The organism is Streptosporangium sp. CA-115845 (assembly GCF_050943795.1).
Taxonomy (GTDB): domain Bacteria; phylum Actinomycetota; class Actinomycetes; order Streptosporangiales; family Streptosporangiaceae; genus Streptosporangium.
Genome location: NZ_CP191988.1, coordinates 2,835,760 through 2,848,479, shown reverse-complemented (window position 1 = coordinate 2,848,479; position 12,720 = coordinate 2,835,760). Strand labels below are relative to the sequence as shown.

Annotated in this window: 11 protein-coding genes; 5 read left to right on the top strand and 6 right to left on the bottom strand. The window is 69.4% G+C overall.

All coding sequences use genetic code 11. The features are described 5' to 3' along the window. Positions 1-125: 125 nt before the first annotated feature. Positions 126-1,202, bottom strand: coding sequence for an RNA-guided endonuclease InsQ/TnpB family protein (locus tag ACQP0P_RS15150; RefSeq protein WP_433359705.1), 1,077 nt, complete (start codon positions 1,200-1,202; stop codon positions 126-128). A gap of 212 nt (positions 1,203-1,414) precedes the next feature. Here ACQP0P_RS15150 and ACQP0P_RS15145 point away from each other — a divergent pair, with 212 nt between their 5' ends. The 3 genes from ACQP0P_RS15145 (at position 1,415) to ACQP0P_RS15135 (ending at position 3,448) form a co-directional block, all read left to right on the top strand. Next, entirely contained in the window at positions 1,415-1,564 is a 150-nt protein-coding gene (locus ACQP0P_RS15145; RefSeq protein WP_433376579.1) for a hypothetical protein, read from the top strand. Between the two features lie 165 nt (positions 1,565-1,729). Then, positions 1,730-2,350, top strand: a complete 621-nt coding sequence (locus tag ACQP0P_RS15140; protein WP_433376577.1) for a hypothetical protein — start codon at positions 1,730-1,732, stop codon at positions 2,348-2,350. Between the two features lie 210 nt (positions 2,351-2,560). Next, complete coding sequence (locus tag ACQP0P_RS15135) at positions 2,561-3,448, top strand: phosphotransferase family protein (RefSeq protein ID WP_433376574.1); 888 nt, start codon at positions 2,561-2,563, stop codon at positions 3,446-3,448. A gap of 182 nt (positions 3,449-3,630) precedes the next feature. Here the strand turns inward: ACQP0P_RS15135 and gdhA are convergent, their stop codons facing one another. Continuing rightward, positions 3,631-4,974, bottom strand: coding sequence for an NADP-specific glutamate dehydrogenase (gdhA, locus tag ACQP0P_RS15130; protein WP_433376571.1), 1,344 nt, complete (start codon positions 4,972-4,974; stop codon positions 3,631-3,633). A 203-nt stretch (positions 4,975-5,177) separates the two neighbouring features. Between gdhA and ACQP0P_RS15125 the strand changes: the two genes are divergently transcribed. Then, on the top strand, positions 5,178-5,882 hold the full coding sequence (locus tag ACQP0P_RS15125; protein ID WP_433376568.1) for a hypothetical protein: 705 nt from the start codon (positions 5,178-5,180) through the stop codon (positions 5,880-5,882). Here the strand turns inward: ACQP0P_RS15125 and ACQP0P_RS15120 are convergent. The 4 genes from ACQP0P_RS15120 to ACQP0P_RS15105 form a co-directional block, all read right to left on the bottom strand. After that, on the bottom strand, positions 5,822-6,484 hold the full coding sequence (locus tag ACQP0P_RS15120) for a response regulator (protein ID WP_433376565.1): 663 nt from the start codon (positions 6,482-6,484) through the stop codon (positions 5,822-5,824). The genes ACQP0P_RS15125 and ACQP0P_RS15120 overlap by 61 nt on opposite strands. Positions 6,485-6,562: 78 nt before the next feature. Beyond that, entirely contained in the window at positions 6,563-6,814 is a 252-nt protein-coding gene (locus tag ACQP0P_RS15115) for a hypothetical protein (protein ID WP_433376562.1), read from the bottom strand. Positions 6,815-6,901: 87 nt separating this feature from the next. Continuing rightward, a complete protein-coding gene (locus ACQP0P_RS15110) occupies positions 6,902-8,449 on the bottom strand; it encodes a serine/threonine-protein kinase (protein ID WP_433376560.1) in 1,548 nt (515 codons plus the stop codon). Further along, positions 8,449-10,020 carry a hypothetical protein gene (locus tag ACQP0P_RS15105; protein WP_433376557.1) on the bottom strand — a complete coding sequence of 524 codons (1,572 nt, stop codon included), beginning with the start codon at positions 10,018-10,020 and terminating at the stop codon, positions 8,449-8,451. The genes ACQP0P_RS15110 and ACQP0P_RS15105 overlap by 1 nt, the downstream gene beginning before the upstream one ends. Before the next feature lie 624 nt (positions 10,021-10,644). Between ACQP0P_RS15105 and ACQP0P_RS15100 the strand changes: the two genes are divergently transcribed. Next, a complete protein-coding gene (locus tag ACQP0P_RS15100) occupies positions 10,645-12,702 on the top strand; it encodes a hydantoinase/oxoprolinase family protein (protein WP_433376554.1) in 2,058 nt (685 codons plus the stop codon). The last annotated feature ends 18 nt before the right edge of the window (positions 12,703-12,720 follow it).

Sequence of the window (12,720 nt, the reverse complement as noted above, 5' to 3'; positions counted from 1 at the left end):
GGACGATATCCGGACTCATCGACGTCGCCCCCGTGTTCTTCGGACTGAAAAACCAGGCGACGTCAGCTTCTCGGCCCTGAAAGGGACCGAGCTTGCAGCTCCTCGCCATACCTGGCAGATACGGTTCAGGCCGCGTCGTCGGCAGCGTGACACACTGCCCGGCGACCGATATTGATCGCCGCGAAGTAATCCGCCGGGCCAGCGAGCCCGCACAAAACACAACAGAACTCATCCCTGGTGGGACGGTTCCGTTTGTCGAGGTGACCGCACCCGGGGCAGGTGCGGGAGGTGTTGCGCGGATCCACCAACCGCACCGGTACCCCGGCCAGGGCGGCCTTGTACGTCACGAACGTCCGCAACTGATGGAAACCCCACGAGTGCAGGTCGGCACGCTGAGCCTTACGAACCGTGACCCGCTCCCGAATGCCCTGAAGATCTTCCAGGGCGATCCCGGAGCGGGTGTCCTTGGCCTTGCCGACCAGCTTCTTGGCGATGACATGGTTGACGTCACGGGCGAACCGCGACTCCTTACGGCGGCGCCTCTTTAACAACCGCTTGGCGGACTTGGTGCCCTTGGCCTGGAGGCGGGCCCGCAGCCGGGCGTTACGCCGCCGCACGGCCCGCACCCCTTTGCCGCTGTAGGGCTCACCGGTGGAGTCGGTGGCGAGGTTGACGATGCCCAGATCCACCCCCAGCCACCTCACCGGCTCGCCACCGGCTGACGGTTCGGGGACCTCGACGACCACGGCCAGGAAGAACACCCCGTCGCGGTAGACGAGATCCACCTGCCCCCGCAACGTCGCCCCCTCACTCTGGAGCCACCGGCCCCGGTAGAGAACGGGCACGATGACCCGGCCACTCAGGGTGAGGAGGCTGACCGCCTCAGAGCCTTTCCAGGTGAGGATGCGCTGGTCATAGGCGACCGCCCCCAACGGGCGGAAGACCGGTTTGACGGTCTTGTCGCGTTTGTAGGCCTCGCAGGCCTTGGCGATGGAACGAACAGCCATCTGCGCCGACAGCCCGAACTCCTGGCGCAGCTCGGTGTAGACGAGCTTCTGCAAGGCGATCTTGTTCGCGGTGCGGTGGGCGAACGCGACCTCGGCGGCCCTGGTCGCGGCGGCGTTGCAGGCGCGCATCGTCGCCAGCAGAGCCTGCCCCTCCTCGGGCGAGGGCGCGAGTTTCAGCATCTCCGTCACCAGCACGCACCGATCCTGTCACTCACCGCTACCGGACAGCACCGTTTTCCGCGTTTCCTCCCCGCCGTGAACGACGGGGCCTCCACGCTGCAATTCCGGTGAATCTCGTCTCGCGCCGTCACCCCCGGCTCCGCCCTCGGTGAACGACATGGCCCCGTTTCCCCGATCGCGTTCACCCGGCAACGCCGTCGCGAGCGTGGCCGGCCCCCGCCCTCGGCGTGTTCGACACCGACCGTTCTCGCACCGTCGAGTCGTTTCGCGGGCTCGCCGAACTCCACGTCGAGACGATCCGTTTCGGGCACGGTGACCCGCTCACCGACGAGGCGTCGAAGGCAGGGCGCGCGGCGGTGGCCCCTCTCCCGGCCTGAACGGCAGCCGGAATAGGGACACCCTCGCCCCTTCTCCTGTCGCGCCGTCGGCTCGGGACACCCCGGAGAGCCACACTGTTCACTTAAAGTAATGAAGCAGCTACAGCGAGTAGAGTGCGGAGGAAGGTGCGAACCACGGCACCGTGACGTTCTCCAGGGGGGAAAATGCTTGCACGGGGGACCCGATCCCTTGCCATCCCGGCAGCGGTGCTACTGGCCGTGGCCTTGGTGGGTGGCTGCGGCGACAACACGCCGGCCGACCTGAGGCCCGGTGCCATGGTGGCCACGACCTCGGCACCCGCCGCCGCCCCACCGGCCGCCACGACCGCCCCACCGGCGGCGGACGCCGACCAGGAGTACCCCTCCGAGGAGTGCCCGCCCGCCGGCAACGCCAAGAAGTTCGCCAAGACCCGCTTCGCGCTGCACGCGGGCCTCGCGCTGGGGGCTTTCTACCGCTACATCTACCGACCACTGCGGAGCGGGGGCTTCAAGACGGGGGCGGAGAAGCGGAAGCGGACCTTCGCGAAGGCGGCCGTGGCCGGTCTCTTCACCGTTCACGAGTTGAAGGTCGCCAAGCGCTTCGCCGTGGCCAACCCGACGTTGTGCAAGGGTGTCACAGCGGTCGCCGCCGGCTTCAACAACCTGACCTCCAAGCTGAAGAGCGGCACCGCCACCGAGGCCGACCTCGCCGCCAGCAAGAACGCCTTCAACGGCCTGCAGCAGAAGGCGACACAGAACGGCTACGGCTTCAAGGAGAAGAACGTCACCGTCCCCGGCGCGAGCTGAGAGCACCGCCGAGACCGAAAGGCCATCGCGGGTGACAGCGGAGACAGGCGGCCGTGCCGGAGTCGGTCTGCCGATTCGCACGCCGGGCGGCCATGGTCACCCGGCGTTGCCACGGGGATCTCGTTGGTTCGAGAGGATCCCCTTGTCGTCACGGCGCCCTGGCAGGCCGGAGCCGCTCCAGCCCGGCCCTGTGATCGGTAGGGTCACGGCATGCAGAGCCGTGGCCGCGCCCAGGACGCCCACGACGCGGTGGCCGCGCAGCTGCCCGGCTACCGGGTCGAGACCGTCACACCGCTCGGTGAGGGCCAGGACAACATCGCCTACGAGGTCAACGGCGAGTTGATCGTGCGCTTCAGCAAGGAGCCGGATCCGGCACGGCGGGCCGCGCTCGTGGAGCGCGAGGCCCGTCTCCTGGCCGCCGTCGCGAGCTTCTCCCCGGTGCCCGTCCCCGAACCGCGGTTCACGGTCGCGGAGCAGGGCTGCCTGGCCTATGTCAAGCTCCCGGGCCGGCCGCTGCTCGGCCTGCCCCCGACGGAGCGGCTGGCCCACGGCCCTTCGGTCGCCGCCACGCTCGGCGGCCTGCTGGCCGCCGCGCACGCCGTTCCGGTGGATCGGATGGCCGGCCTGGTGGAGGTGGACGACCCAGCACCGTCCGAATGGCTGGACGAGGCGGCGGAGACCTACCCGACGCTCGCCGACGAGATCCCGGCGGCTCAGCGGCGGGCGGTGCAGGCGTTCCTGGACACCCCGCCCCCGGACGGGGGACACACCCCGGTCTTCTCGCACAACGACCTGGGGATCGAGCACGTTCTCGTCGACCCTGCCACGGGTGCGGTGACCGGCGTGATCGACTGGAGCGACGCCGCGATCGTCGACCCGGCCTACGACTTCGGCCTGCTGTATCGCGACCTGGGCCCCACCGCCCTGGACGCCGCCCTCGGCGGCTACCGGCCCGGCGATGTCACCGCCCTGCGCGAGCGCGCCGTCTTCTACGGCAGATGCGGTCTCTTCGAGGACCTGGCCTACGGTCTCGAAACCGGCCAGGACGCCTACGTCGGCAAATGCCGAACCGCGATGGAGTGGCTCTTCCAGTCCTAGGAGCTCCGGCGATCAGAACGGCGTATTCGCGGTTTCGCTGGAGAACGCCGGCTCAGGACGCTGCCGGCATCCCGGTGTGCGGGGAGCGGGCTCGGCGTCCGGGACCACGATGGGAGCGGCGCCCGGTCGTGGAAGGTGTGCCGGTGACCGACGCCATTGGCGGTCACGGCGAACACTTCAGATCAGATCAGGCCGAGGGAGAGCATCGCGTCGGCGACGCGCTTGAAGCCGTCGATGTTGGCGCCGGCCACGTAGTTGCCCGGCATGCCGTACTCCCTGGCGGTCTCCAGGCAGCGGCTGTGGATGTCCTGCATGATCTCCTGGAGGCGGCGCTCGGAGAACTCGAAGGTCCACGAGTCACGGCTGGCGTTCTGCTGCATCTCCAGCGCGCTGGTGGCCACACCGCCCGCGTTGGCGGCCTTGCCGGGCCCGAAGGCGACACCCGCCTCCTGGAATACCCGGATGCCCTCCGGTGTGGTGGGCATGTTGGCGCCCTCGCCGATCGCGATGCACCCGCCGCGCACCAGCGACTCGGCGTCCTTGCCGGTGATCTCGTTCTGGGTGGCCGACGGCATCGCCACCTCGCACGGCAGCTCCCAGATGCTCCGCCCCGCCACGAAGGACACGTTGCCGCCGTGACGCTTGGCGTAGGCGTCCATCCGGAGGTGCTCGACCTGCTTGACCTGCTTGAGCAGGTCCAGGTCGATGCCCTTCTCGTCGACGACGTACCCCGAGGAGTCGGAGCAGGCGATCACCGTGCCGCCGAGCTGCTGCACCTTCTCGATCGTGTAGACGGCGACGTTGCCGGAGCCGGACACGATGACGCGCTTCCCCTCGAAGGAGGTGCCGCGTGCCTTCAGCATCTCGTCGACGAAGAACGCGCAGCCGTAACCGGTCGCCTCGGTGCGGACCTGGGCGCCGCCGTAGCTGAGCCCCTTACCGGTGATCACCGCGGACTCGTACCGGTTGGTGATGCGCTTGTACTGGCCGAACAGGTAGCCGACCTCGCGCTGGCCGACGCCGATGTCCCCAGCGGGGACGTCGGTGTACTCACCGATGTGCCGGTAGAGCTCGGTCATGAAGCTCTGGCAGAAGCGCATGATCTCGCGCTGGGAACGGCCCTTCGGGTCGAAGTCCGAGCCACCCTTGCCCCCGCCGATCGGCAGGCCGGTCAGTCCGTTCTTGAAGATCTGCTCGAAGCCGAGGAACTTGACGATGCCCAGGTACACCGAGGGGTGGAAACGCAGTCCGCCCTTGTAGGGCCCGAGCGCGCTGTTGAACTCGACCCGGAAGCCACGGTTGATGTGGACCTCACCCTGGTCGTCCTCCCACGGCACCCGGAAGATGATCTGCCGCTCCGGCTCGCAGATCCGTTCAATGATCTTGGATTCGGCATACTCGGGATGCTTGCCGAGGACCGGTCCGATGCTCTCCAACACCTCGCGAACGGCCTGGTGGAACTCGGTCTCACCCGGGTTGCGGCGCAGGACACTGTCGTAGATCGAGTCCAGTTTTTCGTGCAACATCACTTGTCTTTCTGATCGCCGGCCACACACTGTGGTCTAGACCTTACGAGACGCACTTCTCACACCTTTCACCGGCCCACGGTGAGAACTTCTTACCCCGCGAGAGGGACCCCGGATCAGCCCGGCGACGGACGCCCCGGCGGGGACCCGCCGCCTACCTTCCTGGTTAAAGGCCGGACCGCCCCCCACGGGAAGAAGAGACCATGTTCAAGGATTCAGCCGACTTCCGGCGCATCGCATCAGGCCTACTGCTGATCGTCGCCCCACTGCTCCAGGCCATCGCTGTCATCCTCGACCCCGGCACCTGGGGCGACGAGCGCGAAGCGGTCAGTTTCGCGGAAAATCCCGCCCTCGCCCAGGTCCAGTCGGTGATGTACCACTGGTCCTGGGTGCTGATGGCCGTCGCGGCCTTCGGCCTGCTGCACGTGATGCGCCGCCGCGCGGTGGTCTTCGGCCACATCGCCGGCCCGCTCACCATCCTCGGCTACATCAACGTGTCGGGCCTGCTCATGATCGACCCGATGGAGTGGTGGCTCGGGCAGCGGAACAGCCCTGAACAGGCGCAGCGGATCGTCGACGAGATGCTGAACCTGCCCGGCGTCGTCTTCGGGTTCCAGATGCCCTGGCTGTTCTTCGCCATCTTCGGCCTGCCCGTCCTGGTGATCGGCGTCTGGCGGGCGGGATTCGCGCACTGGTGGGTGCCGCTCGTCGTCGGCATCGGCTACGGCGGCTCGATGCTGTTCTCGTACGGCCCGGTGATCGTCCCGCTGTGGGCCGCCCCCGCGGTCGCGCTGGGCTGGCTCGGCGTCAAGATGATCCGGATGAGCCGCGAGGAGTGGATCTCCTACTATCCGACCGCCGCCCCCGGCCGCACCACGCCCGACTCGTACGCGAACACCACCGCCTGAGCGCGGTCCCGCAGATGGAGCTTCATCAGTACCCGTGCCACATGGGTCTTGACCGTGGCCTCACCGACGAAGAGCTTCCCCGCGATCTCGGAGTTGGTCAGGCCACGGGCCAGGGAGCGCAACACCTCCAGCTCGCGCGGGGTGAGGTCGGCCAGCTGCGGCGGAGGCGCGGGAGCATGATGGCCCGCGAAGGAGGCGATGACGCGAGTGGTGACGGCCGGGTCGAGCAGGGCGTCCCCGGCGACGACGACACGGATGGCGTCCACCAGTTGCTCAGGCGGCGAGACCTTGAGCAGGAACCCGCTGGTCCCCGCGCGGAGCGCGGCGTAGAGGTTCTCGTCGGTGTCGAAGGTGGTCAACATGACGATCTTCGGCGGTTTCGGCTGCCCCAGGAGCTGCCTGGCGGCGGTGAGGCCGTCCATCCGGGGCATCGAGATGTCCATCAGCACGATGTCGGGCTTGGTGCGGCGGACCACCACGATGGCCTCGACCCCGTCGGGGGCCTCGCCGACCACCTCCATGCCGGGTTCACTCTCCACGACGAGCTTCAGCCCGGCGCGGACCATAGCCTGGTCGTCGACGATCACGATACGAATGCTCACTTCTCCTCCTTCTTGCCAGGCGGCTCGGCGCCTCGTTCATGGTTCCGTCCGTCAACCGGCTCATCCGACCGGTTCCACTCATCCGAGAGGGCCTCCTGGGCGATGCGGGTTCTCTCTCCCGCGCGGCGGCCTCGCGCTCCCTGTCACGTTCCAGGCGGCGTACCCGAGCGCCTGGCCGGCCCACCACAGGTCGGGCGTCTCGGTCGCGCCGTACTCGGTGGCGACGGTGAACGCCTCCAGCGTGCCGAGAGCGACGATCGCGGCGCCGATCAGCACGCCGGACTTCGGCACCGCGCGCAGGTGCCGAAGGGGGGAGAGGAGAACCGCCATGCGGGGAGACTAAAGCTTGGTGACCGTCTTGCCCATAGGACAAAACACCCGGACAAGTCGCTCGCAAGTGGGACGCAAGTCAATGGTTCAGAACATTGGGAATGAAACACTCCCCACGAATCGATTGGCGGTCGCGTTGTCGCACCTGCCGGACGCGCAGAAATAGATGATGAGGGCCGGTTCGTCCGGCCGCTCGACGACCCAGCCGGTGAATTCGAGCTGGCCACCGCGCTGCGGGTCGGCGATCGTCCCCTGCAACCGGATGGCCGGCTGCCCGCCCACGCTCACCTGGACGACCTGGGAGAAGACGCTGACCGTGCCGGGGAGCGAGGACTGCATCGTCTCCTGCAGTTGCTTGGCGCCGCTGCGCGGGTCGAGGGTGTCGAGCGTCTGCGCGTAAAGGCCGCCGGCGTCCTGGGGGTCGTCCTTGATGATCTCGTTCACGGCCGCCCAGTCGGCGGTGACGGGCGTGGCGAACAGCGCCCGGAACTGCTCCACCCTCGGCGAGGCCACCACGAACACGTCGGCGTGCGGTTGGAGGGTCCAGGTGCCGGGATACTGGAAGGCCACCGGCACCGCGGCCGAACCTTGGTACGCCACCCAGGTGTCGCCACCGCGCAGGAACGTCGCGAGCATCGCCACCAGTGCGACGATCGCCGTGATCGCCACTGCGGCGCCGACGAGGATGCCCTTCCCGCCGGATCTGGGCCTGCTCGGCTCCTGTCGTCTCGTGGGCACCGTCGGTGCGGCGGGGGAAGTCTGGGTGAGCTGGTACGACTGGCCGGCACCGCTGATCGCGTCACGCAGCTCGGTGACGAACTGGCCGCAGGTCTCGTAGCGCTGCTCGGGCGACTTGGCCAGGGCCCGCATCATGACGCCGTCGACCTCAAGCGGCAGCTCGGGGCGGAGTGTGGTGAGCGGGGTGGGGGTCTCGGCGAGGTGTGCCCAGAGCAGGGCGATCTCGTTGTCGCGCTGGAAGGGCAACCTCCCGGACAGCGCCTCGTAGACCACGCAGGCCAGGCCGTACTGGTCGCAGCGGCCGTCGATGTGCTCCTTGTTGATCTGCTCGGGCGACATGTAGCGAGGGGTGCCGATGAACTGGTTGGTCTGGGTCAGCCCGGAGATCGAGGTGCGGTGCTTGGTGATGCCGAAGTCGGTGAGGTAGGCGTGGTCGCCCTCGGTGTGGGCGGCGATCAGGATGTTGGCCGGCTTGACATCGCGGTGAACCAGGTCGTGGGCGTGCGCGGTGTCGAGCGCTGCGGCCACCTGGGCGAAGGTCCGGTTGACCTGGCTGACCGGCATCGGGCCCCGGTCGTAGAAGAGCTTGCGCAGGTCGGGGCCGTTGACGTAGCGCATCGCGATGTAGAGGGTTCCGTCGTCGGCGGTGTCGGCCTCGTAGATCGGGATGATGTTGGGGTGGTCGATGCTCGCGACGGTGCGCGACTCCAGCACGAAGCGCTGGCGGAACCGCTCGTCCTCGCCGAGGAGCGGGTTGAGGATCTTCAGTGCCACCCGGCGGTTGAGCCTGGGGTCGACCGCGAGGTAGACCACGGCCATGCCGCCCTTGCCGATGATGTCCTCGATCTGGTAGCCGGCCACCTCCCGGCCGATCAGCGCCCTGTCGTTGACTGACATCACGTCTTCGCCGGCTGGCCGCAGTAGGCGCAGAAGCTGTGCGCGGGGCCCAGCCGCATCCCGCAGCCCGTGCAGTACTTCTGCGCCGTCGTCTCGGTGGGTCTGGGGTCCGGAGCGGTGCTGGACCCCGGATCGCGCGCCACCAGCACCGGCTGGCCGGGCGAGGTCGAGGAGATCTTGGGCAGTGCGGGGAAGGAGCGGCCGACCACGATCGTGGAGTCGACCTGCTCGCCGAAGACCGATCTCGCCTGCACGGGTGGCGGGTTCAGAGTGGGTGGCGGGCTCGGTTCCGGTTCGGGGTCGGGGCCGGGGTCCGGTTCGGAGTCGGGGAGTCTGCGGCGCCAGAGCAGGATCGCGGCGGCCAGCACCACCAGCACCAGCAGGCCGCCTCCGACCAGGAACGGCCACAGGGGCGCGCCGCCGGGCGCGTCGGTGGAGGCGGCCGCCCTCTTGGTGCCCTCGTCCTCCGCGGTGCCGCGCTTGGCCTGGGACGTCTTCAGGTGCGCGGCGGCCACGGTGTGGCCCGGGTAGAGGTCCAGCACCCGCTGGAAGGCGGGGACGGCGTCACCGTAGTAGTGGGTGTGGAAGCGGGTCAGCGCCTGCTCGAAGGCGGCGTCGATCGGGCCTCGGGCGGGCGCGACGTCCGCCTCGGCCAGGGCCTTGGTGACCTCGCGGATGCCGATCATCCTGGCGTCCTTGCCGCCGCCGAGCAGCAGGCCGACGACCTCGCCCTTCTTGTCCTCGATCACCGGGCCGCCGAGCAGCCCCTTGTCGACGAGCGCGCCCAGCTTCTCCGGCTCGTTGACCTTGTTCTCCGGGTCCTTGAACTGCCGGCCGCCCTCACCCGCGCCGCCCGCCCGGAGGTGGGCGATGTCGACGGTCTCCGGCAGGTTCGCGGCGGGCCGCCCGGTGAACCCGGCGACCGCCACCGGCGAGTTGTCCTTGGCGGGCACCTCGGCGGCGAGCGGGGCGGTGGGCAGGCCCGCGCTCCCGTCGGCGCGGCCGACGGGCTTCAGCACCGCCGGGCTGTCGGGCTTGTCACCGGGGCGGACGATCTCGGCCCTGAACCCCTCCGTGTCGGCGGGGTTGATGTTGGGGAAGACCTTGATCTCTGTGGTGACGTCGATGATGCAGGTGGCGGTGGGCTGCTTGGGCGGGTAGCACTCCTGCAGGTGATGGTTGAGCAGGTCGTCCTTGAGCTTGTGCCGCTCGAAGTCCGCGGGGATCTTCACTTTGAAGTGCTCGGAGAAGATCTTGTTGGCGGCGTAGATCCGGACGTCCCTGTCGTTCTTGACCACCCGGGTGAGGGTGACCATGCCCCCGTCGGGGTTGATCACCGTGCCGGTGCCGCTGCCGATCGGCACCTCGTAGGAACGCTCCACGTGGACCAGCTCGCCGATGTGGTCAAGGAGCGTGATGTCCACGTGTGCCGTGGCCTCGATCCTGACCACCGCGGGAGTCACCAGATCGGTGATCCCGCTGGGGTGCTCGTGAGCCAGGGCGGGCGCCACCCCGGCGACCGCCAACAGGAGGCCGCCGAACACCGCCACCGCCGAACCGAACCGCCGCATCGCCACTCCCTACAGGGGATAGGACAAGGGTCGCAAACCAGAGTGAATAAGTGAACCGCTCAGGCCCGATGGCTTGACTTTCTTTCCGCCGTTACCTGAGCCTGGTCACGAGACGGATATCTCCATCCCGTCTTCACCGCCACCACCCAGGCACCGACCATGCCTTTCACCATGCCCACCCCCCGGTGCGGACAGTCACGCAAAGTCTAATCCCGACCGGGCCCCGGCGCGACAATGTATACCGCGCGAGGACCGGTTCCCTCATCTCGCCCAACGGCCCGCAGCCGCCCCCAATCCAATGGGACGGAAACCCCGCATTTCGATATTTCCATCTAATACGCGATGAAGGGGATAAAGCTCTCATTGCTTCTCATGCACCCGAGGAGGCTCCTCCCGTACGCGGGCAGACGGCCCGCGAATTCGACGGGCACCGCACGGAAGACGAGGGCCACCGGACCACGGGCGGGCCGATCACCCGGGGTCGGCCCCCGGCAGACCCCATGGACAAGCGCTTGCTAGGGAAATAGCCTGCCCTTCGTGGGCGGGCGAACGGGCGCGGGGCCTGCCCCCGCGCCGCGACGGGCCACCCGCCCGGAGTACCGGACGATCAGACGGGGAGAGCCGTTGAGCCACTCGATCGGGGTCGACGTCGGAGGGACGTTCACGGACGTGGTGCTCCGCGGGCCGGATGGTGAGATCAGCGTCGCCAAGTGCCTGAGCACCCACGACGACCCGGCCGACGGCATCGTCACGGGCATCACCACCGCGCTCGGCCGCGGGGACCCCTCCCTGGTGACCAGGGTCGTGCACGCGACCACGCTGGCCACCAACGCCGTGCTCGAACGCAGGGGCGTTCGCGTCGCCTATGTCACGACCAGGGGTTTTCGCTCGGCGATCCCCCTGGGCCGCTACGCGCGGGTCGAGGAGGACCGCTACGACCTCCGCTTCGACCCTCCCGCGCCGCCGGTCGCCGCCGGTGACTGCTTCGAGGTGCCCGAGCGGGTGAACGACCGGGGCGAGGTGCTCGAACCGCTCGACGAGGCGGCCGTGGCCCGCGTCGGCGAGGAGATCGCGCGGCGGGGTGTCACCGCGGCCGCCGTCTGCCTGCTGCACTCGTACGCGAACCCCTCGCACGAACGGCGGGTCGCCGAGATCCTCCGGCGCGTCGTGCCGACCGTGGTGATCTCCTCGGAGGTCTGGCCGGAACTGCGCGAGTACGAGCGGGCGACCACCACGATCATGTCCGCGTACGTCGGGCCCGTCATGGCGGGATACCTGCGGCGGCTGACCACGCGGCTGGCCGGCATCGGAATCACCGCGCCGGTGCACGTCATGGACTCCGGCGGCGGCGTGATGTCCGCCGAGCTGGCGGCCCGGCGGGCCGTGGCCACCATCGAGTCCGGGCCCGCGGCCGGGGTGCTGGCCGCCGCCGCGTCCGGCCATCCGGACGTCATCTCCTTCGACATGGGCGGGACCACCGCCAAGACCTGCGTGATCAGGAACGGCGAGCCGGAGATCACCCACGAGTTCCACGTGGGCGGCAGGGGCAGCTTCGGCGGGCGCAGGGCCGGGACCGGGGTGCCGGTCAAGACCCCGGCCATCGACCTGGCGGAGGTGGGGGCCGGCGGGGGCAGCATCGCGTGGGTGGACCCGGCCGGCACCCTGCGGGCAGGCCCGCGCTCGGCCGGTTCGGAACCCGGCCCGGCCTGCTACGGCCTGGGCGGCGACGAGCCGACGGTGACGGACGCCAACCTGGTGCTCGGCTACCTCGACGCCGCCTCGTTCGCCGCCGGGACGATGTCGCTCTCCCTCGACCTCGCGGAGAAGGCGGTCGACCGCCGCCTGGCCGGTCCGCTCGGGGTCTCCCGCGCCGAGGCCGCGCACGCCGTCCACGAGATCGCCAACGCCTCGATGGGGTCGGCGGTCCACGTGGTGACGGTGCAGCGGGGCATCGATCCCCGGGGGTTCGTCATGGTCGCCTTCGGCGGCGCGGGCCCGATGCACGCGGCCAGGGTCGCCTCCCGCTTCGGCATCTCCACGGTGGTCGTCCCCGCGCACTGCGGGGTCGGCTCCGCGGCCGGCCTGCTGGCCGGCGACCTGTCCACCGACCGCGTCCTGTCCGCCCCGGGTGCCGATCCGGTACGGGTCTTCGCCATCCTGGCCGAGGCCGCCGCCGCCGACCTGAACGTGACCCTCGGCTCCCCAGGTGTCTCGGTCACCCGCTCGGCCGACGTCCGCTTCACCGGACAGGCCCACGACCTGACCGTGCGGTGGAGCGACTCCCCCGCCGAACTGGCCGACCGCTTCTTCGCGAGATACCGGCAGGTGTACGGCATCGAGCAGCGGGGCCCCATTGAGGTCGTCAGCTACCGCGTCCGCGTCACCCAGACCGCCCGGCACCCCCCTGCCGACGCCGCGCCCGGAGCCCGGGAGCCGGGTGCGCCCCCGAAGCGCCCGGAGGCTCACGCTGCCTCCGATGTTTCCGAGGTGCGGCGGGCCGCGTACTTCCCCGAGCTGGGCGGGTACGTACAGGTGCCGGTGCTCACCAGGGCGACCCTGCGCGAGACGGAGGGGCCGGCGATCGTCGAGGACACCGAGGCGACGATCGTGGTGCCACCGGGCTGGACGGCCAGGCTCGCGGACGACATGGCGGTAATCCTCACCGAGGGCGGAACACCATGACACCGGAACCCTCGACGG

Coding starts and splice junctions, on each gene's coding strand:
- ACQP0P_RS15140 (WP_433376577.1), top strand. CDS start 1,730: ATGCTTGCACGGGGGACCCGATCCCTTGCCATCCCGGCAGCGGTGCTA.
- ACQP0P_RS15135 (WP_433376574.1), top strand. CDS start 2,561: ATGCAGAGCCGTGGCCGCGCCCAGGACGCCCACGACGCGGTGGCCGCG.
- gdhA (WP_433376571.1), bottom strand. CDS start 4,974: ATGTTGCACGAAAAACTGGACTCGATCTACGACAGTGTCCTGCGCCGC.
- ACQP0P_RS15125 (WP_433376568.1), top strand. CDS start 5,178: ATGTTCAAGGATTCAGCCGACTTCCGGCGCATCGCATCAGGCCTACTG.
- ACQP0P_RS15115 (WP_433376562.1), bottom strand. CDS start 6,814: ATGGCGGTTCTCCTCTCCCCCCTTCGGCACCTGCGCGCGGTGCCGAAG.
- ACQP0P_RS15110 (WP_433376560.1), bottom strand. CDS start 8,449: ATGTCAGTCAACGACAGGGCGCTGATCGGCCGGGAGGTGGCCGGCTAC.
- ACQP0P_RS15105 (WP_433376557.1), bottom strand. CDS start 10,020: ATGCGGCGGTTCGGTTCGGCGGTGGCGGTGTTCGGCGGCCTCCTGTTG.